Raw genomic sequence first — 21,235 nt, forward strand, 5'->3', positions numbered from 1 at the left:
CTTACTCTCCCCTTTCTGCTGAAAGAAGTTTGGACCATGTCCAATTATATTGATCATTCTTTCGATTGCGATGAATCACTAGCTGCTGCTTTGCCCTTGTCATGGCAACATACAGTAACCGCGTTTCCTCCTGGATGGACTCAAGGTTTTCGTGCTGGTACAGTTCATCGTAAAAATCATTACTTTTCATACCTGCATTCTGCTTCTGAATCAGCCAGCCTACTTTTGTTTTTTCTTTATTGAAAATAATTTTACTAAATGGCGGTGTAAAAATTCTTTCTGTAAACGGAATCAAGACGGTGTAGTATTCAAGCCCTTTTGAGCGATGGACAGTGGTGATATGAACATAATCCAACGCATCCTCGACATCATGAATGACCTCTTCTTCATCTCGATTGGTAGCGATGTTCACCTGCAGCCATTTTTCTATTTGAGCTAACGAAACAAATTCCTCTGAAAACGATTGATGCATTTTTTCAAATAATTTCCCTAAATTCAGCTCATACTGCTGCGCGTATAGGAATGCATCTTGATTTAACTGTTCCATAGGATACTTCTCTTCCTGCGATTCTTTCAGTTCATCTAATCTCCTGGAATAGATCCACTGCGCAGGTTTTCTTTGCTCTAAAATTCTTCGAAGCACTGATAACACGGGAAGTACCTTTAATTGTTTTTGGTATTTTTGAAAATCAAAGCTTGACTGCCTCTTAATATAATCGATTTTTTCTACTGAATATCCTTTTTCAGAGATTAACCCGTTAATAGTAAAAGGAGCTTTTCCATACGGCCCATAAACAAGATTCGAAACAAACCTTGCATCATTTGGATATAAGAGCCCTAAAATAAGAGAATGGAAGTCCCTTACCGGTTTGGAGCGGTAAAATCCTCCACCCACCTCTAATTTCGTTAACAGGTCGGCTTCCTTGCACCAAGCTTGAATCATCCGTGCCTCTTCGGTTGTCCGGGTTAAGACAGCGAATTTTTCCTTATCATCAGATTGCCCTTTTTCACTATTGATTTCCTTTACCCGATTAAAAGCCTTGCGAATTTCAGGCATAATATAACGTTTCATCTGTTCTTTTTGTTCTTCTTTTTTATTGTCAATCGTGAAAGCATTCTCCTCATTACTTACAAGCATACCTACTAACTTATCTGAACTCTGTGCACCAGTTTGATAGGTAAGATACTTCTTTTGCCCCCACCAGGAAAAATAAATATCCATCTCGTCGAGAAGTAATTTTCCTGTTCGATAGTTCTTCTGCAGGTAGTAATCTTGAGCATTAATGATAACATTTCGTTGTTTTAACAGCTCGGTGATTTCTTCAAACGCCGTATGGTTTGCACCGCGGAAACGATAAATCGACTGTTTGATGTCCCCTACAACAAACAGCTTGGACGAGAAAGCTTCCTGAATGATGGCAAACAAGCGAATCTGAATATCATCACTATCCTGGAACTCATCTACAAAAAGGTAAGAGATTTTGGAAGATAGGTTTTTAAAGGCCTCTTTACCATATTGCTCTTGGATATAATCCATTTCCCTGGATAAATCACTCAATGATAAGCTATTTTCCGTGACTTTTGCTTGGGTAAACCGTTTCTCGACATTTTTAATTACGGTCTCGAGCAATTCATTCATTTTCTCATGACCCTCTGCTGCCGTTCCAAAATTAGCCTTCAATATCTCTTTGGTCGTAAAGCCTTTTTGCTCAAACTTCTCCCAAAAATCATAGATAACATCGATTAATTCGTACATCCTTAAGGGCGAGATAATATTTTCAATATTTCCCTGGACAGATGCTAATTCTGATTGAAAATATGAATCTAATTCCTCCTCAATCCAGCGGCGTTTTTCCATTGTAAAACTGCGCAGCCGTACATTCAGCCCATAGCCGCGGAGAGAACCAATTTCTCTTAATAGGCTTTTGGCGAAAGAATGAATCGTTTGAATTCGCATGTTATTTAGCTTTTCAATCCATTGAATATATTCCTTTGCCCCTGTTACATTGAAGCGGGAGAAAAGTTCCTTCCTGAGCTTCTTATACATATTCCGGGCCGCTTCGCGCGTAAACGTTATCATCACAATTTCAGCCGGGTCCAGCTTCCCTTTTATTAGAAGATATAAGATTCGATCAATCATGACCGTTGTTTTCCCCGTGCCTGCTCCAGCTTTAACCATGATATTCTCCTCTAAGGGAGCATGCTCAATCTTGTACTGATCATAATTAAATTGGTGGAAGCTTTTGGCGATTTCTTCAACCTGTTGCAGGTTTTCACCATCTGTAACTTGAATTGGGTTATGTATTTGTAATTCCTCATTCACAAAAATGTAAAGAAGCTTGGCTTTTTTATAGTCCTTTTGCAGGAATTCATTTATTTCGTTAACTCCTTCACTATTTGTGAACAATAATATTTTCACACCCGTATTCATATACGAGCATAATTTATGTATATTAGTTTGGATATAAGAAATGTCAGCATATAATGCTAAAGAATACTCTGGCTCCTGTCCCAAATAAATCCTCCTCAATAACTTTTGCAAGAATCATTCCTTTCAATATTATTCCAATTTTTCGTATAGTACAAACAATTAATACTGTTATCTTCTATCAATTCTATTGTTAAATCATTATTGGAATAATATTTCTCTCATAAAATAGTTTTTTGGTTTACTGAACAAAAATACCCTCCTAGGAAAAATTTATATCCTAGGAGGGATATTTATAAGATTTAAGCAGCCGTGCATAGCACGACCCATTATCTCCGTATCTCTTGGATTTTGAGCAACCTGATCATACAAAAATGGTATGTACCCTGCTTGTTCGAGATCCTGTAATACCCGATTGATCAACCCCAGATTTACTAACCTTTTATCACTGACAATCATAATCCTTTTTCTATCAGGAAAGTGTTCGGAAAATAAGCTGGAAATTTGCTTTGTTACTTGATTCCCCATTACAATTCTTGTGCCACAATGAAACTGACTTCCTTCCACATTTACATCTCCTCCTTTAGTTTCCAATTTTTCCTAATCAAAATAACTCCCGATATATGGAGAAACCCCGATAATGCTATTTCATATAATGAATATTCAGATTATTCGATTCCTTATTACCGATTTTAACAAACGTCTTTTTCAATATTACTAGATAGAAAATACTAACGATTATTTGTAAATGCCCGCTTCAACACACTTTTTATAATTCTTGGATGCATCAGGGTGGAAGTTGGGCGAAGTAGGTGCATAACCTTAATAAAAGAGTTATAGACATCTTTATTCTCAGATGATAAGAGAAAAATATTTTTCGCATACCATTGCTGAATAGAAAGACCTGCGGGCTTTTTCCCGATAGTATCCGGATAACGGAAATCTTCTGTTATCACCATATTCCAAATAGGGGTTATGATTTTGACGGCCTGTTGATGAAAGGTTTCTATCATTTTTTGATTGGTGTACTTTTGACTCGTAAGCAATTTTTTTAATGCTAGCGCTTCTAGGATTGCAATAGTCATACCTTGCCCAAAAAAAGGATCTATTCGGCATAGCGTATCCCCAATCATCAAAAGACCGTTTGGAAAATTAATCACCTTATCAAATCTTCTCCAAGTGATATTTGGCACACGGAAGGTAGAGGTGCTGGATAAATCAGTGGCACCTTTTAGTTCTTGATAGATGTCCATTTTTGGCAATTTTTTGGCTATTTCTATAAAGCTGTTGTCACTTTTCAGAATTTCTTTTTCGTTTATTTCGTTATGATATCCCATAAAAGTGACTAAATAACGATTTCCCTCAACCTTCGAAATGCCTCCCCCGATTTTTTCAAATGGCGGGTTTGGATACACAAGTTTAATGGACCAGTCCCTGGTTTGGTTGTCAGGGAGTTGAAGGGTTTTTGTAAAATAACTTAAGTCAATTTTAACCTTCTCCTCTGGAATATGAACTTTTCGCTTGTTTAGCCATCTTGAGGAAAGACTGTTTACTCCGCTTGCATCTACAACCAGGTCCGCATTTATGGTTCTTATGGAGTCGCTGCCATCGATTATTTCGACTCCGGTAATTCGATTTTCTTCTTCAATATATAAATAGTTTTGAACGTTTTGGCTATACTGTATGGTTACGTTGGGGATCCTTTTTAAATATTGTTCAATAACCCATTCTAGATGCGGGCGTGTTTGAAGAATGGTTGTGTAGTCTCCAACAAAGCGGAGTTTCCAAACCCCATGGTGAAACCATGCAATGTCTTGGGTGGAATTGATTTTAACAGCTCCGCTTTCGTTAAACTTCTCAGGAATACCAGGAAACAACTCTTCGAGACCATTCGCACCGGCAAAAAGAAGTGCATGGATATGCTCACCTTGTGGTGCACCTTTTCTCGGAAAAGGTCCATGTGGTTCTGAATCACGTTCTAAAATAATTACCTCTTGAAAAAAATCAGACAGAACACGTGCTGCCAATTTTCCAGAAAGACCTCCGCCAATAATAACAACTTTTTCCCTTCGTAACAAATCATTGCAACTCCTATCAATATTAATTTAAGTATTTACTCCATACACTATAATCCTATTAATTGGTGACTTTTGAAGGCTATTATACATAAACACCCTTACCAAGAAGATACTCCATCTCTAAAATAGTTATATATTCTGTAAACTATCAATTATTCACTCTTTTATTGAATCTGCCCCGTATATGTACAAAATTTCACATTCTTATATTTATATTAACATAAATATCCAATAACTTTTCAAAAGGATACTTTGATTTCCAAGGAATGGTTTATCTGATGCATTCGAATGTTATTGATTATAGTTAACATAATATAATTATGTTTATTCAATACAAAGAGCCTCCTACATGTTTTATTAGCGAACTCCAAATTGTTCCTTTACAAGTGCCGCTTCTTCACTTGGGCTTAAGATTCCATATGCTTTTCCAACTGAACCATCTTTCATTTTCCACATTGAGTTATGTTCAGCTACAATATTACTAAAATCATTATTTAACCAATCAGTGACGATAGCAAGCATATCAATATTTTGATTAAATGCAGGATTCTCCTGGAGGACTTCTTTCACTGCTAAAAGGTTCACCTCGGTCATATGAACAAATCCCCACTTCTCTTCTGAACGTACCTTTTGGTGAGTCATATTATGTAGAATCTCTAATAATTCTCCTTCTGAAGGAGATTGGTCTATACCTAAAGTGATTTTTGCTTGAGTAATGTCGTCTTTTAATTCTGCCAAACGTGCTTCTTCTTTGATCTTTAGATTTCGGTCAAACTCTTTTTTCACCAAATCGATTCTATCCAGTAGCTTCCGTTTTTCTTCGCTTTCTGGCAATGAATATACTGCTTCTTGAGCAGTTTCTATATTCTCTTGGATCGGATTCATTTCCGCACTAATGACCTTCGTTTCTGCAATTCCAATCCCTTCTAGGGAAGCTTCTTTCTGAACTTTTTGTTGAGTTTTAATCACAGCTTCACTCTTTTCTTCTTGGTAAAACTTATATCCTATCATTCCTCCACCAGCTAACACGAAGCCCGAAAGAACAATGATGGCAAACTTATAATTACGTATACCCATGATGAATCCTCCGTTATTCATTGCAAATCATACTTTTTCGAATCATAATTTAATACACGGAATGAATAAATTCATTGTAAGAATTATTCATATATTTTAACCCGATTCTTCTCATTTCTTCCTGACTTCCTACATCCCCTTCATCTGGTGCCAGTTCGTGTTTCCATAAAACGATACTCGGAGTCTCAGGATGATGTTTGAAGTCAAAACAGATTAAATCCCCGGTAATTTCATATCCAAAATGAAGAAAATGGACATAGGTTTATCATTTTTTATGTAACTATTTTAGGGAAAAATGATATCGTGGTATCGATTAGTACATTTTTAAGCTACGCTTCAGTTCAATGAAAGTTTGACTGGTAAAAGCAGCAATTTTACCTATCTCCATGAATCGAATGTAATGAATGAATATGACTTTTAATAGTAGAAATATAGTCAGCAGACAAAAAGCCATTTGCTCCACTATAGATCTCCTGTTCATACCAATCAGGGGGAGTGGTTTCCGCCTGTTTGTTTACAACAACAAATGTTAATGCCTGAACCATCTTACCGTTTACTTCAAGTGTTACGAAAGTGGGACGGTATGCTTTTGGTGCACCTTCTCGTTGATACAAGTATTCTTTTAACGTTTTAACCGGAATTTCATATACCTTTCCTTCCACTCTTCCGCCTTCTTCAACAATATCCGCTCGGCCCATTCCATCAATGAATGATCTGCGAGTAAAACGAAGCTTATAGTTGGTTACTACACCAACTCCAACCATGTTTTGAAAGTAGTGAGTAACGCCATCCTCTATGAATCTTTTGTTGTCCATACAACTGCCGTAGGCAAAATAAAGAACATAATCATTTTTGTTTAATAAGAGGTTGTGCTCCTTCCAATCTCCCCCCGGTATTTTCCTTTTTACTAAATTTTCTTTGCTGGCTATATACAAAAAAGCACGGTAGGCACCTTTGTCGGTATAAACTCTTTGTTGTATTCTTTCATACAAATTATCATTTCTACCCTCTTGACAGCCTTCAAGCTGGTCCAGTCTTTCCAGTTCCTCTTCCGTAACGGAGTAAAGTTCACCATAAATACGGGATGATGGTGATTGTGTCATTGCAGGGTAACCGTATCCTGTGTCATACAATAATCCATTGGTCCAACACTGTTCCGCCATACATGCAGCATTTTTTAAAAGGCGGGCATTTACTTCTCCCCTTCGTAATGTTCCATAAACAAAAACGTTAACCATATCTTCACCACTCCTTATCTTTGATCGCTTGAGTATCTATCGAAAAGGATGGTATTCCCCAACCATTCAATGTCCTCATTTATAATTGCTTGATTTTGAATGACCAGGACACATCCTGCGATAGCTTTAGCTAGCATTTGGCCACTTGGAAAGCGACTATTTTAAGCCCCTAATAATGGTTGGTCAAACGTAAACAACGCTTCATTAATTTCGTGGATATTAAAGCTGCCTTCCTTGGTGACCGTGGGGACGGTTCTGGCGGTCTTTTTTGTCTAACTTGTACCATGAGAACCGTCCCTATTGAAAAAAAGTGCCAGGCACCATCCATAAATTTGGAAGGTGCACACTTCTCTCTATTAAAAATACCCTACTAGCATTTTAGCCAATAAGGTAAACATCATTTACATTAATTAATAACTCTTGTTTCAACTTTCCTAAGCTTTTTTCAATCCTAGTAACATTAACAAAAAACAATTTAACATTAATTTCGACCGATTGATCGCTATAGGAGGCAAAGTTTACAGATACATCTTTCATTTCCTCAATTACCGGATATAATTTCCATACTTCGCTTGTTTTATATTTCTTAGAATACGCGTACATTTGGTACATATCTGCTTGCGATATTCCATAATTCTGATGTGGATTATTTGATTTCATCAATGACAAAAATGTAGGGCTCCTTATTTTCCTGCACGTTAATGTAACATGCCATTTACAATTCCAGGATCATCATAGGGGAAACCCCACCAACTTTGATTACTAGGGACGGTTCTATAGTTTTCTGTTTATTTTTTTCTTTTTATAAGTTTTGAGAGTAGGATGCTAAAAAAGTTCTTTTTTGGTGATTTGCTTGGTGATTCGTCCTGCGGTTTGACCGTTAACTCAATCGATGTTTTGACTGATGATTCAATTGGTAATTCCGCTGCTGTTTCAGTTGGTGTTTGGACAGGTGGATTGACTGGCAGCTCAACTAGTGCCGAGCTTGGTTTTTTGGCCGGAATCTCGATCAGTTTTTCTTCCGGCTGTTGTTGATGCTTACTGAAAAAATCCCATATGATCTCTGTTGCGTTTGGACCCGAGGGGTCCGTGTAAGAACCATTCGGGCGTCCACCAGACCAGGTATGCCCCATTTTATCGATCATCCAAAGTTCCAATAATGGTTCGCCGTCCCCATCATTATATACATGCTGGGTATAGCTATTTCCATTTATTATATCTGATTTGACCAGGGCAGGGGTAACATCAGCAAGACCTATACCGCCTTCAACGAGAAAATTGGTTTGAGCCCATTGGGTAATAACCTGCTGGCCGTTGATGGGGTGGACCGTTGTATCACAGATCCCATGGAAAACAACCACCCGTATTTTTTTCTTATACTCTCCCATCTCTTGAAATGCACTGTTTCCGCATGCATATGGGTCATGCACGCCTTTCTCCATACTTTTTTTAGCTTCCTCAGCCATCGGGTCGGTTAGAAAAAATACATTGGCAGCGTCATAGGCTAGTCCCGAACAAATTCCGATACCGTTAAAGACATCTGGATACGTAACGCCAAGAATACAGGCTAGTGACCCGCCTGCTGATAAGCCCGCAGCGTACACTTTATTTGAATCAATCTTGTATTTACTTTTGACCTCATTAATAATCCCATAAATTAGCTTGGGATGTCCCTTTCCGCGGTGTTGATTTTTATCTAAAAACCAGTTCCAGCAGCCAAAGGGGTTATACCCGGCCGGATCTAAAGGATTTAACAGATGGTTCATATCAGGATAGAGGACAAGGAATTTTTCCTTTTCAGCAAGTGTGTTCATGTTTGTGCCTGCAGCAAAATCATCCGGATTTTGTCCACATCCATGAAGCATCACCAATAACGGAGACTCTTTATCTGAATTATATTCACCAGGGACATATAGTTTGTATTTAAAATCGTGATAAATAAAATCGAGAAATTCTCCCAAATCACTTAACCTCCGTTTTTATACTCTATTTTCCTATCCTATTCCGGTGGTTGTCACAACATAAGTATTTATTTTATAATTTTAACAAAGATTAAGTGATTTAGAGAGTAAAAAGTAGAGGGAAAAGCACAATGTTAGGACTAGAGTGGAAAACAGAGGAAGGAGTGACTGAATTGCCTTCAGTCGCTGCTTTGTATTTTTGGAAGATAAGAAAGTATAAAGTTTTAACGTAGGGAACTGTCTAGCCCACAAGAGTAAGCTTCGGAAGCGTTGCCTCGCACAAAGAAAAAGCTTTAGCTTTTTCGAGGAGCGCCCAGCGACTTAGTGTACTTCGATAGAAGAAATATCAGATCTAATGCTATTTTTAGCGTCAGAGAAGGCCTCATTTATTAGTGGAGCATATTTATATGTTAATTATTTCATTAGAGACACCAAGGTCTCTTTTGTTAGGCAAAATTGTGAAGAGTTACACTTAAACTACCATAATAATGGTTAGCATCCTGACCATATCTACACCCTCAACTTCACCAATTCCCAATTTCGTTAAAACACTAGCGTCTGGCATCATTTCAACAAACTGAAACCTTCTTCTTAAAGCAGTATCCATTAATGCAATTAATCTATCTGCTGTGTTCATCGTCCCTAGGATGTATACATTATTCGGAACGCCAAATTCATCCCCTGTGTATGGGAGAATTGCGGTCGCTGCCTCGTCTTCGCCAACTCTTTTCGTTGGTTCTATTAAGGTAATCAGTTCACCAAAGATAAAATTCTTCTTTTCTGTTGTCAAGTGTTTGTCTACGATTTGTCAACTAAAAGAGTTAATTTGCACCAGTGTTGCTTTAAAGATATTTGATCAAATTGATACTAATAACCTTGATAAGCGAACAAAAAGAAAGAGCTTGTTTTTACAAAAGATCCCATCAAAACACGCTCATAATATATTCAATTGGATCATTCTATTATAAAAAAATTTGATCATTTCTGTAATCTTTTATCAATTAAAGCTCCCCTATAATTGAATAGTCCATTAAGTAACGTTAATACTAAAAAGGGAAAATTCATCATATATAGGGGCTGGGACATTATTAAAAAGATATTATTGATACTCTTGACTACTACATTTATCTTCATAACCGGTTTCGATAGGGCAGAACAGATTACCATATCTAATATGAAAATGATTAATGATAACAAATTTATTAAAATGGTTCCTATGGGTAGAGAGGCACAGGTCTTATCGAACCAGGAACTGTAGGTTCTTTCCATGTAGAGTATAAGATTAAAGATGGAGCAAATCTAGAAGAGGTTAAGAAATTGGCATTTGACTCTAAATTACTTATATTAGATGGTGTGGATATTGTTAAAGAATTTCATTGAGTAAGTGAAATTAATTATATTACCCCTTAATACTATGCCATTTATTAAGGGACTTTTCTAAAAAATTCCAAAATGAAATTTAGGTGTGTCTTTGTTGTACAATCGCGCTGATTGCTGCAGATCAAAACATTTAAAAGAACTTCAAGAATTTATCCATAGTGATTGTGCACCTGTTTAAGTGCAATGTTTCGCAATCCAGTTTGATTGGCACCGAGAATGGGTAACAATGACATAACGTGAGACCGGCACTTCATCACTCACATACGATTGTGAAGCTGCTTTCAATTATTCGCGATTCATTCGCAAATAATCCACAAGGTTTCTAAAACTGAGTATGTACCGTAGCTTACGGTTACTAAAATGATTTCAAGCCGGTCGTTCTTCTGCTTAAATAAATTTTCATCCTTTATTGTTCTTATTTCTCTCCAGTTGCCGCGGACACTTCATTAAAAGATTGTTCGATAGCCTGTTTAGAAGCGTTTTTTTCCCTCACAAACCCAAGGGCTATTGCTGCAATAACTCCTGGAATAGCATAGGCAAGAAAGTATTGTTGTATTGGTAAATTCATAGTAATAAGAAAACCACCCATCATCGGACCCATGATCGCACCCCAACGTCCTATTCCCGAGGCCCAACCAACACCTGTCGAGCGTATTTCAGTAGGATAATACTGAGCGGCGAAAGCATAGGCAATAATTTGCGTACCTGTAGTTGTGGCACCTGCTATCGCTATAAGAGTATATAAAACAAATGTATTAAATTCGAAGCCAAGCAAGGTTAAAGCGGCCACAGCTACCAGAAAAAATACAATCATGACTTTTCTCGTATTCCAACGGTCTGCCGCCCATCCCCCATAAATAGCCCCGAAAACGGCTCCAAAATTCAACACTAAGAGGAACATTATGCTTGATCCTAATCCATATCCTGCTTGTTCCATTATTTTAGGTAACCAAGTATTTAATCCATACATCATGAGTAAGCACATAGAAAAAGTGATCCAAATCAGGACAGTACTTAAAGCACGTCCACCTTTAAATAATTGCGCAACCGTATTACCTGTTTTTTCAGGAATTATCATATCATAACGATCGTCTTTCTGAGGTGTATATGAAGGATTGACTTTGGATAATATCTGACCAACTTCTTTAGTTTTATTTTTAGCCAATAGAAATGCGATAGAATCTGGCATGTACTTGTACATCAACGGCAGCGTGATTAAAGGTATAACAGCTACAAAAAAAACGGATTCCCATCCAAATTTAGGAATTAATATAATTCCTATCCCTGCTGAAAGCATTCCACCTACACAGTAACCACTAAACATCATAGTAGTCAATCTACTCTTGAGTGATTTTGGAGAATATTCCGTCATTAACGCCACAGCATTAGGCATAACCCCGCCAAATCCTAAACCGGCCAAGAAACGATAGACTCCAAACTCAGTCGGATTACTGGCGAATCCGTTTAATACCGTAAACAGGCTGAAAATAACCACACAAATCATGATAACATTTTTGCGCCCTATCTTATCCGCTAACGGACCAAAAAAGAGGGCGCCTAACATAATACCAAAAAGAGCATAACTTGCTAAAGTTCCTGTTTGAACCGGGGTTAATCCCCAATCTTCCATCAGTACTGGTGCGACGGAGCCGTACACGACTAAATCAAAACCGTCAAAGACAATGACAAATGCACACCAGAATAAAACAAGACCATGAAAGCGATTAAATTTCGATTCATCAATCATACTCTTTACATTGATTGAACGCATATTTCTTCCCCCTAATGTTTACTATACAAAAATTGATTTCTCATATTAGCGTTACAAAAATCAAATATAGTTTCAGAAATTTACAGATGAGTATGTTGATGAATTGGGCTCATACTTTTCTCTCCTACTCAAATTGTTAAGTACGTTTATGGACTAATTGTTTTTTTAGTCATAATACAGAGTAGAAGTTCTTTTGCGGGAGGAATCCCCTATTCGTTGCCTCAAAGGTGAGATGTTCTCTGAATTTTGGATGGGCGATATTGATTAGTGCTTTGGTGCGCTCTTGGATTGTTTTACCCTTGAGCTCGGCTTTTCCGTACTCGGTTACAATAATGTCGACATCGTTTTTAGATGTAGTGATTACCGTCCCCTGCGGTAACGTCGGAACAATTTTGGAAATCGTGTCATTCTTCGCCGTAGAGTATAGGCAGATGATTCCACGTCCATTCTTCGTTAGCCTCACGCCCTTCGAAAAGTCCGCTTGTCCACCACTGGATGAATAATATTTACCGTTAATGGTTTCCGAATTACACTGTCCAAGGAAGTCGACCTCAACGGTAGAATTCACGGATACAAGGTTATCAAGTTGGGCAATATTGCGGATATCGTTTGATACATTGCATGGGAGCATGAGAACGTTCTTATTTTCATGAATAAAATCATACAAGCGTTGTGTGCCCAGCGCAAAGGTAGCGGTGAATTTACCTTTATAAAGCTCCTTGTTTTGATTGGTAATGGCACCGCATTCATACAAGTCTACAACTTTATCTGGCAGCATTTCTGTATAGATACCAAGGTCACGATGATTCTTCAGAAATTCCATCACCGCGTTCGGCATTGCGCCAATTCCGACTTGCAGGGTATCGCCGTTTTTGATAATATCAGCGATGGTTTGCCCGATGGTAAAATCTTTGTCGCTTAACTCCGGATTCCCCACCTCATGAACCTTGACATGATTTTCAATTAATCCTGTCACCTGGCTAATGTGAATTAGATTCTGTTCACCGAACGTACGAGACATGTTTTCATTCACTTCCAAAATAATTGTCTTCGCTTCATCTAACAATGGACCAACGTAGGATACGCTCGTTCCCAACGAAAAATATCCGTTTTCATCCATCGGGGAAACCGCAGCCATAATTACACGGTTGGCTGTCGCTATTTGTAATAGGGATGGGATATCAGAAAAATGATTTGGAAGCAAATCGATTGTTCCTTGATGAAAGCCAGGACGGTCATGTGCACCTAAAAATAGGGACACCTGCTTAATCCGCTCAACTTCCACGTCTAGAGTTGGATAGACCGGAAGCATACGGTAAAGACGGTTACCTGACAGGTGTGGATGGCCAGGCAATGCGTTCAACAATGCCGGTGGTTCACCAGGCGTGATGGGTAGGATGATATCATCTCCTGGTTCAATAAAACGAACAGCTTCTTCTGCTGTGCAACGCTTAGCGTGATATTCTGTATGAAAACTCATCGCTTTTTCCTCCTCTTCTCTCTATATGAAAATGGATTACAAATGCTTTTTCACCTGCACTGGACAGGATGACGGCACGGATCGATGGATTGCTTCCGATGGCATCTGCTAATTCAGTCAGCTCTTTTAACACCTCAGAATTTAGCGCGTTTAAAAACTTAGGCCGATTGATAGTAATGGTTTTCAATGGTATAAATGAGATGTTTAAAGTTGTACATAAATAAAATGCTCCTTTAATTGTACGTGTAGAAGCCACGTCCTGTTTTCACGCCGAGCCAACCGGCTTTTACATATTTTCGAAGAAGCGGACATGGACGATATTTATGATCTCCATATCCTTTATACAACACTTCCATGATCGCCAGGCACACGGCAAGTCCGATATAATCGGCAAGGGTGAGCGGCCCCATTGGATGATTGGCACCGAGTTTCATGACCTGATCGATGTCTTTCGGAGAAGCTATGCCTTCATAAACGCAATAGATCGCTTCATTAATCATTGGAACGAGAATGCAGTTCGCAGCAAAGCCGGGGAAATCTTTTATGTCCACCGGAACTTTATCTATGTTTCTGGCCAGGTCCACAATAACTTGAAAGGTTTCTTCAGATGTCGACAAACCACGAATGACTTCGACTAATATCATAACCGGAACAGGATTAAAAAAATGCATGCCAATGAACTTTTCCGGCCTCTTTGTCGCTGCCGCCAACTCTGTAATCGGCAGAGAGGATGTATTAGTAGCCTAAATGGCTTCTTCTGGAATTATTTGGTCTAATTTACGAATAATTGCAAGCTTTATTTCTTTATTTTCCGTTGCCGCCTCAATTACTAATTGAACTTCCTTTGCATCACCTAAATCGGTGGAACCTTGAATTCTTGAAAGAATAGCCGATTTTTCCTTTTCGGTTTTTCGTCCTTTTTCCACATCTCGGCTAAGTTGCTTGGCGATTTTCTCTATACCTCTTTGGATAAACTCTCCTTTCATATCATTTAACAACACCAGTAAGCCGGATTGTGCCAGCACCTGTGCGATGCCGCTTCCCATTTGGCCCGCGCCAACCACCATCACTCTTTGAATATTCATTGCCTTCCCCTCCTCAACCTCTACAGTTCTCTTTATATAAAATACTTACATTTTTTGGTGAAGAATAGGCGGTATTAAGTCTTCAAGGAAAAACACATCTTTACCTAATTCAACATCAGATTAGCGCGCTGAGGCCGACTAATAAATATAAGGATTAAATAAGAGAAACCACGAGACCACATTGTCTTTGAAACTATAATGTGATAGTAAAGGTTGTATTCATTGTAAATGAAGAAAGGGACCCAGTGGTTTCGAAATTTTCTAATTATTACTTTTGTTTTTTTGCTTTTATTTGGTAAGGTTGGAAAACATGTTTCTGTATTCACTAGGTGTTTGACCTTCTTCGCGTTTAAAGGTCGTTGAAAAATAAGCGGGGCTAGAAAACCCGGTTTGGCTTGCGATTACATCTATCGGCAGTGACGTCATCTTCAGTAAATGCTTTGATTTTTCCAGTCGATATTCCGTCAGGAACTCCACAAAGTTCATTCCCGTTTCTTCCTTAAATATCCGGCTGAAATGCGAAGGACTCAAGTATACAAAATCCGCCGCTTTCTTCAACTTGATTGGTTCATAGTATTTTAATTGGATATATTTTATCACGGTTTCAATCGGGTTTCCTAGATCAGCCTCCAATAGTTCCTCTGATGGCCCCTCCCGTTTTTCCAAGATAGGCGGGGTTTGACGAAGTAGTTGTGCCGTGATCAGCCTCTTAAAAACTTGAAGCAGCTCGTTTTTTACAATTGGCTTTAATAGGTAAGCCGAAAATCCGGCATTAATGCAATCCTGTACTGTTCGAAACATTTGCAGATGTGTCACCACCACCACATGGGTATTCGGATGGTTTTTTAACGCTTTTTTTCCAAACTCGATGCCATCCATATCCGGCAGCGACAGATCAGTTAGCAACACAGTAGGGTGTTTGTGTTTGATTAAGGTTAAGCCCTTCTCGGCTGTGTCCGCCTCCCATATGGGAAAATCACAGTACGGGCTGTCTTTTAGGATGGAGCGCACCGCCTGGCGCGTTTCGATATCGTCATCCACAATAAGAATGTCAGCCAAGGCAATTCTCCTTTCCAGCAAATTTCAAATTTGTTTACATAGCAAAAAAATTAAAATGATGTCAGTTCCGTATAGTTTCCGTCACGCAGTTCTCGGCGCAATATTTTTCCTGCTGAATTCCTTGGAACTTCGGAAATGAACACATATTTTCTCGGCCGCTTGTAATTCGGCAATCGCTTATGAGCTTTGCAAAAATGATCAAGCGCCTGTGGCGTTAACTCCGTCCTATCCGGAACAATATAGGCAGTCACAATCTGCCCCCAGCGCTTGTCGACTTCGCCGACAACCACCACTTCACGCACACCCGGATGCTCGCTAAGGACTTTCCCCACTTCCTGGGGATAAATATTTTCTCCACCGGAGAGAATCATGTCGTCCACACGTCCGACGACATGGAGTTCGCCATCGTCATCGATGAAGCCCACATCCCCGGTGAAATACCAGCCCTGTTTAATCGCCTTTCTGGTGGCGTCTGGGCGATTCCAATAGCCTTTAAAAGCTTCTGCCGAATCCATATCCACAAGAATCTCGCCGATTTCCCCTTTCATTGGCACTGAGAAAGTCATGCCCTTACACTCACGATCCGGATTGATCAGCTTAATACGCTGATGGAATCCGGGTTTTCCAGCGCATCCAGGTTTCTTTCTCACATCCTGAAAGAAGGCAAAAGTATAGATTTCCGTGCTGCCGTAGTGATTGACAAAATAATGCGGCTTCATGAACTCATCGCATTTTTGAATCAGTTCTTCCGACATCGATGAACCCGAATAGGCAATAGAATGGATGCTCGAAAAATCAGTATGCTTTGCATCAGGATGAAAAACGAGATCATGATACATCATCGGAGTCATAAACAGGCAGCTAATGTTTTCCTTGGTGATAGCCATTAACGCTTCTTCGGAATCAAAATCTGGCAAAGGTACATAAACACCGTTGAGAAACGTCATCGCCAATAAGGAACGCAGTCCGATCGTATGGGATAATGCTGGAATGCCGAGCGTTCGGTCAAACATTTGGTAACCGCATTGGATGATGTGGGCAATGGTTGCGGAATATTCGTTTTTGTGCGTACGAGGCACCCCTTTCGGCTTGCCGGAAGTGCCTGATGTATACAAAATAACAGCCAAATCATCATCCGAAATAGGATGGGGTTGCACTTCAGTGTTTCCTGATTTCAAAAGCTCACCGTAGCTAATATCGCCGATGCCTTCTTCCAGACCAATGAAAAACGGTCGCTCATTAAATTTCTGCTTCATTACCAGGTGTTTGACGGCCTCTTCAAATACAATGAATTTGGTCTCTAGATCATTCACGCAATACAAGATATCTTCAGCGGATGAACGGAGGTTGATTGGAGTGAAAACCGCGCCTAACCGCTGAACGGCCCAGAACATCACTGTGGTTTCAATTCGATTTTTCAACATGACCATTACCCGGTCGTGCGGTTTCAGTCCCAGCTTTTGAAGGGCAGAAGCTATCCGATTGACTTCCTCAGCGAGCTGCGAGTAGGTATACCGTTTGTCTCCTTGTACCAATGTCTGCTGATCAGGAAAACGCTCCACGGCAAATGAAAACATCTTATATAAATTCAAAGTTGTCAGCTCCTTTAGTCTGATTACACGTTTTGATAATAAACGGCTTCCTCTCTGCCCGGTAGTTACTCTGTGAATTTCTCTTTAATTCTCGGGCAATTGTCCCATGGTGCCTTCCAAGTGTCTTGCCAATTTTTTACTCATGATGCAAAGTTCATCGATGACATGCACTGCATCACGAGCATTCGTATTAATCACTTTCGTATAGAATGATGAAAATTGATCACTGACAAATCGATAAATAGTGGCTCCCCTTCCTCCCCTTCCTCATCTGTAATGTGGATTAGCGTCAGAACTGAGAGATGAAACACCTACTTGCACACGCATACCATCGGATGAAGATGTACTTCCATCCCCCCAATAAGATGCCAATGATTGACGATGATGAAAGTTTACGAGAGTTGCTTGTGCTCTGTTCATTACATCATCGTACATTCTCCATTGAGCAGCATTTGCCATTTGATATACCAGGCGTTGCATCCGCCATTTTGGTTAATCCCATATTGGTCCCCCTTTGCCATGAGTGCTGCTAGAACAATCGATTTTTCTTCCAATTTAGATGCACGGTTTGTGGAAGCGTGGATAAATTGCTCATCAAACCCTGTCCAGCTTGCCACCTCTAAAAGTAGATCTGTCAGTTTAATTCGGGGTAGCATGCTATAGAGGGTAGCACTAAATTGTTTTACTTCTTCTGGAACATCTTTTTCAAGTCTCTGAATATGAATCTGCCTTTTTCAATGTTGACCCCTTCAAGCGTATCAATGTTTTCACTAACCCATTGTAATCTATGGAGTAGTGACGTAGTTCTCTCCTTAAGATACTCTTCAACATTAAGACCAACTGCTAATTTAGTACCGGATGAATGTTCATAGCAATTGGAATGATGAGGGCTATATGGTGAAATTGGATTACCATGAGTTAGATGCAGCCTCATAGAGTATCTTTTTACCTTTCTGATGTTCAGGGCTATTAATGCATTGGGAACTAGGGTTATGTTTAAAGTCAGGTGCTCTAACATCTCCCCATGCAATCTTAACCGGTTCCTTACAAACTGGACATTTATATTCAGACCTATACTGATCCGAAATTAATAATTCCTTCTTCTCAAAATTTATAGGCAACAAAAGATTAATTGAATTATTTTTGTGTAGAGCCTTATACATAATTTCCTCCATATTCGTAAAATTTCTTTTTGTCATTCTATCTTCATTATCATTGTTAGTAGCATATTTTATGGGCTCTCAATCAAATAAAGAGATTTGTTTAGGTCCACTTTCTATTTCGGTTGTGTAGGTTTCCTTTGAGATTTTTTTGTAATATCGATCCTGTATCCCCTTATCTCCGGCGAATTCAAGACTTCCTGAATTTAATAATAATTCTAATTCACGAATGACATTGGGATAAATTTTATATTTTCCACTTTGATACTTGTCCGATGGAGCTTGAAGGTTTTTTATAAGATATTGGCAAAGCTCACTTACTAGGAATACAGGATTACTTCTGTTTTGAATGAACTCAACTATACCTTTTTCAGATGAGATCGTGTCCACTGCTTTACTTTTGGTATTGTTGTGATTTGTAATAGAATTAGCCCCTAAAGCCAATTGTTCATTTTGTTTTTGTAAAAGCTCTTCAATCTCCTGAGTTAACCTACTAAGACTTTTCCCCCAGCTTCTGTCTTGCTGCGTACTATTACGTACACGCGAACTTGGATAATGTTGATTTTTGCCAAGATCAGTTGACCTTTGCTTTATTGGAACTTCTTTCGCTTTTTAGACAGGTGGTGAGAGGATATCCTTTACTGTCGTGACAAATTGTGAAGGTATTACTTCTTTTCCATACTGTTTTCTGTAGGAAAGCAAATTCAATGTTTTTTATCTTAAAATTGTAATAATCACTATTCGGTTGAATCATTACTAACGAACCGTAGCTATTAACGAAATCCGTGTAGGACGTTTCATTTGCAAAATAATCTTTTAAATAGCTTTTCTTCATATTTATTTAACGCTTCATACTTTTCTTCACTTTCTTTATCCAATATTTGTTTCAATTCATCACTTGGACCTGTAAGGCTATTCTGTAATACAGCTTCAATGGTCTTTATATCCTCATCTTGAGTTTTCGTTTCCTTTTTTTCGGTACATCCAACAGACATTAATAGAAGTAACGTAAATAAAGCGGTTGCAAAAAATTTGTTCATTCTTTTTTTTAAGTAATTCCCCCCCTTAATTAAGGATATCATAATTTTTTCCAATTACCTTTTAAAGTAATAGTTCACTTGTTTACAAGCGAACTACCTTTAGTAAATTATATCCTTCAAATCAAATATTCTTTCTGTAATTCCCTATCGTTGTGCGGGTGTTTCCATTCGTAAAAGTTTTAGCACGGGTTTTAGCCATACCTCATAAATTGATGGGGTGTTGTTAACTTGTATGCTTATTGATGTGCTAATTACTATGTTAAATCTGTTAGAAATTGATATAACGACAAAAAAGGGACACTAATTCACATGTGAATTGTGTCCCCAATTAGGCTGTTTTTTAATGTTTTCTCCCAAATAACCGAACCTAAATATACTGTCCAACACAAAGATTATATGGATTTACTTTAGGATTGGCCGCAATATTTTCTCGAAGGTCGTTTGATTTCACTGTGCTAATAGCGAATAATGATCGCCTGGTTAATTCCGATAGGTAAAACCCCTATTTTTCAATCAAATCACAAATAATACGAAAAACGATAGCCTTTGATTACTTGTTTAAGTCTATGATTAATCTTTTGCTGGCTTATGTTTCTTTCCTTTTGATTATCGGCCCATGTATTCATGTCCTCATGTTCTGGATGGTTCACATCTGCCATAATTCGCAGATATTCCTCAAGTACCAGGTGCAAGCACCGATGAAAGTAGATTTCTTCAAGGGTGCGAAACAAATTGTCTTCTCTTATCGATCACTCATTTATCGACCGAAAAGGCAATCTTTTCGGGTTTGTGGAACTTGGAGATGGTCCCACTGTTCTACTTTCTGCTCATTTGGATACCGTTGAAGAAATCGTGGAAGGACGAGAAATTATAGAAGAAAATTCCATTCTTAGAAGCTCTGAAGGGATTCTTGGTTCCGATGACCGTGCAGGAGTTGCAGTTATTCTCAAAATCCTATCTCGAGTGAAAAAGACCAATTTTAGAGGAACCTTGAAAGTAGCTTTTACAGTAGAAGAAGAAATTGGCTGCCTTGGATCTCGTGCAATCGACCAGGATTTTATTGAGGATGTTGATGCTGCCATTGTGATTGACCGTCGTGGAAACCGGGATATTGTTACGTCGTGGAGTAACTATGTACACTTTTGTCCAGAAGAGTATGGTAAATTATTTGAGAAGGCTGGCATTTTAGCTGGCATGGATGGCTGGAAAATCACTCCAGGTGGTGTAAGTGATGCGATGGTTTTTGCAGAGTACGGCATTCCTGCTGTCAATCTATCAGCCGGCTACCAAAATGAACACAAAGAGACGGAAACAGTAGATTACATGTCGACCTTCGAAACGGTATTGCTAGTAGAGTCGGTTTTACATCACCAATTAATTAAACAAAATAGCCTTGTTAAGAAAGCGAAAAATTGATTTTCTGTCAAATATTAATTATCTGTCCCAATTAGAACAATGAGTGAGATATGATAATTGGTGGAAGTTGGTGCCTCTTTGTTAATGTACAGGGACGTCACCAAGTCCTATTCAAAAGCGTGACAACAAATACGGATATTTTATCCGCCTACCGAAAATACTTATCGACGACACTGTTTGCTCTGAGACATCATCTACGCAGGGAGTATTCCTAATGTATATATTTATTTATATCATGAATTCGGTTTTGAGTGCTCTTGCAGAACTCAATCGCTTACTGATATCTTACCCCCGGTAAGTAGACACTAGTAAAAGCCTCCTATTAGAAACGGAGGCTTTTTTTGTTTCGATAATGAGTTTTATATTTATAATAAATTTTTAATATCTTCTTCAATTTCTTCAGGATTCACAGTTGGTGCATAACGTTTAACAACTTTTCCATCTTGATCAATTAAAAACTTCGTAAAGTT

At 38.7% G+C, this 21,235-nt stretch carries 19 protein-coding genes and 3 pseudogenes; 2 read left to right on the top strand and 20 right to left on the bottom strand.

Going from position 1 to position 21,235, the window contains the following annotated elements; translation table 11 throughout:
- Nucleotide 1: 1 nt before the first annotated feature.
- From J2Y03_RS23930 to J2Y03_RS23950, 5 genes are all read right to left on the bottom strand, one after another.
- Nucleotides 2-2,515: a UvrD-helicase domain-containing protein gene (locus J2Y03_RS23930; protein ID WP_310199177.1), complete on the bottom strand. Its 2,514-nt coding sequence runs from the start codon at nucleotides 2,513-2,515 to the stop codon at nucleotides 2-4.
- A gap of 186 nt (nucleotides 2,516-2,701) precedes the next feature.
- Entirely contained in the window at nucleotides 2,702-3,022 is a 321-nt protein-coding gene (locus J2Y03_RS23935; RefSeq protein ID WP_310199179.1) for an iron-containing alcohol dehydrogenase, read from the bottom strand.
- A gap of 137 nt (nucleotides 3,023-3,159) precedes the next feature.
- The gene (locus tag J2Y03_RS23940; RefSeq protein WP_310199181.1) at nucleotides 3,160-4,506 is read right to left on the bottom strand and encodes an FAD-dependent oxidoreductase; all 1,347 of its coding nucleotides are present in this window, start codon (nucleotides 4,504-4,506) and stop codon (nucleotides 3,160-3,162) included.
- A gap of 357 nt (nucleotides 4,507-4,863) precedes the next feature.
- Entirely contained in the window at nucleotides 4,864-5,583 is a 720-nt protein-coding gene (locus J2Y03_RS23945) for a DUF6241 domain-containing protein (RefSeq protein WP_310199183.1), read from the bottom strand.
- Between the two features lie 374 nt (nucleotides 5,584-5,957).
- Nucleotides 5,958-6,821, bottom strand: coding sequence for a gamma-glutamylcyclotransferase (locus J2Y03_RS23950; protein ID WP_310199185.1), 864 nt, complete (start codon nucleotides 6,819-6,821; stop codon nucleotides 5,958-5,960).
- A gap of 179 nt (nucleotides 6,822-7,000) precedes the next feature.
- On the opposite strand from J2Y03_RS23950, the gene J2Y03_RS23955 reads away from it, so the two are divergent.
- A complete protein-coding gene (locus J2Y03_RS23955) occupies nucleotides 7,001-7,195 on the top strand; it encodes a hypothetical protein (protein WP_310199187.1) in 195 nt (64 codons plus the stop codon).
- A gap of 4 nt (nucleotides 7,196-7,199) precedes the next feature.
- Here the strand turns inward: J2Y03_RS23955 and J2Y03_RS23960 are convergent, their stop codons facing one another.
- From J2Y03_RS23960 to J2Y03_RS24015, 14 genes and pseudogenes are all read right to left on the bottom strand, one after another.
- On the bottom strand, nucleotides 7,200-7,481 hold the full coding sequence (locus J2Y03_RS23960; protein ID WP_310199189.1) for a 5-methylcytosine restriction system specificity protein McrC: 282 nt from the start codon (nucleotides 7,479-7,481) through the stop codon (nucleotides 7,200-7,202).
- Between the two features lie 128 nt (nucleotides 7,482-7,609).
- Nucleotides 7,610-8,782, bottom strand: coding sequence for an extracellular catalytic domain type 1 short-chain-length polyhydroxyalkanoate depolymerase (locus J2Y03_RS23965; RefSeq protein WP_310199191.1), 1,173 nt, complete (start codon nucleotides 8,780-8,782; stop codon nucleotides 7,610-7,612).
- Between the two features lie 472 nt (nucleotides 8,783-9,254).
- On the bottom strand, nucleotides 9,255-9,572 hold the full coding sequence (locus J2Y03_RS23970) for a hypothetical protein (protein ID WP_310199193.1): 318 nt from the start codon (nucleotides 9,570-9,572) through the stop codon (nucleotides 9,255-9,257).
- Nucleotides 9,573-10,577: 1,005 nt separating this feature from the next.
- Nucleotides 10,578-11,933: an MFS transporter gene (locus tag J2Y03_RS23975; protein ID WP_310199195.1), complete on the bottom strand. Its 1,356-nt coding sequence runs from the start codon at nucleotides 11,931-11,933 to the stop codon at nucleotides 10,578-10,580.
- A 169-nt stretch (nucleotides 11,934-12,102) separates the two neighbouring features.
- Nucleotides 12,103-13,299, bottom strand: coding sequence for an acetyl-CoA hydrolase/transferase family protein (locus tag J2Y03_RS23980; protein WP_310199197.1), 1,197 nt, complete (start codon nucleotides 13,297-13,299; stop codon nucleotides 12,103-12,105).
- Nucleotides 13,300-13,384: 85 nt separating this feature from the next.
- Complete coding sequence (locus J2Y03_RS23985) at nucleotides 13,385-13,669, bottom strand: enoyl-CoA hydratase/isomerase family protein (RefSeq protein ID WP_310199199.1); 285 nt, start codon at nucleotides 13,667-13,669, stop codon at nucleotides 13,385-13,387.
- A pseudogene (locus J2Y03_RS23990) lies at nucleotides 13,647-14,498 on the bottom strand (3-hydroxybutyryl-CoA dehydrogenase). Before J2Y03_RS23990 ends, J2Y03_RS23985 begins: the two are co-directional and overlap by 23 nt.
- A 288-nt stretch (nucleotides 14,499-14,786) precedes the next feature.
- Nucleotides 14,787-15,557 (bottom strand): DNA-binding response regulator, encoded by a 771-nt coding sequence (locus J2Y03_RS23995; RefSeq protein WP_310199201.1) that lies wholly within the window; start codon nucleotides 15,555-15,557, stop codon nucleotides 14,787-14,789.
- Nucleotides 15,558-15,607: 50 nt separating this feature from the next.
- Nucleotides 15,608-17,149 carry a class I adenylate-forming enzyme family protein gene (locus J2Y03_RS24000; protein WP_310199203.1) on the bottom strand — a complete coding sequence of 514 codons (1,542 nt, stop codon included), beginning with the start codon at nucleotides 17,147-17,149 and terminating at the stop codon, nucleotides 15,608-15,610.
- Entirely contained in the window at nucleotides 17,136-17,282 is a 147-nt protein-coding gene (locus J2Y03_RS29040) for a helix-turn-helix domain-containing protein (protein ID WP_396954262.1), read from the bottom strand. The genes J2Y03_RS24000 and J2Y03_RS29040 overlap by 14 nt, the downstream gene beginning before the upstream one ends.
- 17 nt (nucleotides 17,283-17,299) lie before the next feature.
- Nucleotides 17,300-18,002: pseudogene (locus J2Y03_RS24005) on the bottom strand (Tn3 family transposase); the annotation flags it as partial.
- 55 nt (nucleotides 18,003-18,057) lie between these two features.
- The gene (locus J2Y03_RS29045; RefSeq protein WP_396954261.1) at nucleotides 18,058-18,348 is read right to left on the bottom strand and encodes a competence protein CoiA family protein; all 291 of its coding nucleotides are present in this window, start codon (nucleotides 18,346-18,348) and stop codon (nucleotides 18,058-18,060) included.
- A 42-nt stretch (nucleotides 18,349-18,390) separates the two neighbouring features.
- Entirely contained in the window at nucleotides 18,391-18,753 is a 363-nt protein-coding gene (locus J2Y03_RS24010; protein ID WP_310199205.1) for a DUF3895 domain-containing protein, read from the bottom strand.
- 353 nt (nucleotides 18,754-19,106) lie between these two features.
- Entirely contained in the window at nucleotides 19,107-19,349 is a 243-nt protein-coding gene (locus J2Y03_RS24015; protein WP_310199207.1) for a hypothetical protein, read from the bottom strand.
- A 732-nt stretch (nucleotides 19,350-20,081) separates the two neighbouring features.
- Here J2Y03_RS24015 and J2Y03_RS24020 point away from each other — a divergent pair.
- Complete coding sequence (locus tag J2Y03_RS24020; RefSeq protein ID WP_310199208.1) at nucleotides 20,082-20,765, top strand: M20/M25/M40 family metallo-hydrolase; 684 nt, start codon at nucleotides 20,082-20,084, stop codon at nucleotides 20,763-20,765.
- Nucleotides 20,766-21,130: 365 nt separating this feature from the next.
- On the opposite strand, the pseudogene J2Y03_RS24025 reads toward J2Y03_RS24020, so the two are convergent.
- Nucleotides 21,131-21,235: pseudogene (locus J2Y03_RS24025) on the bottom strand (glutathione peroxidase); the annotation flags it as partial.

Origin of the sequence: Neobacillus niacini, from assembly GCF_031457145.1 — a bacterium.
Taxonomy (GTDB): Bacteria; Bacillota; Bacilli; order Bacillales; family Cytobacillaceae; genus Neobacillus; species Neobacillus niacini_J.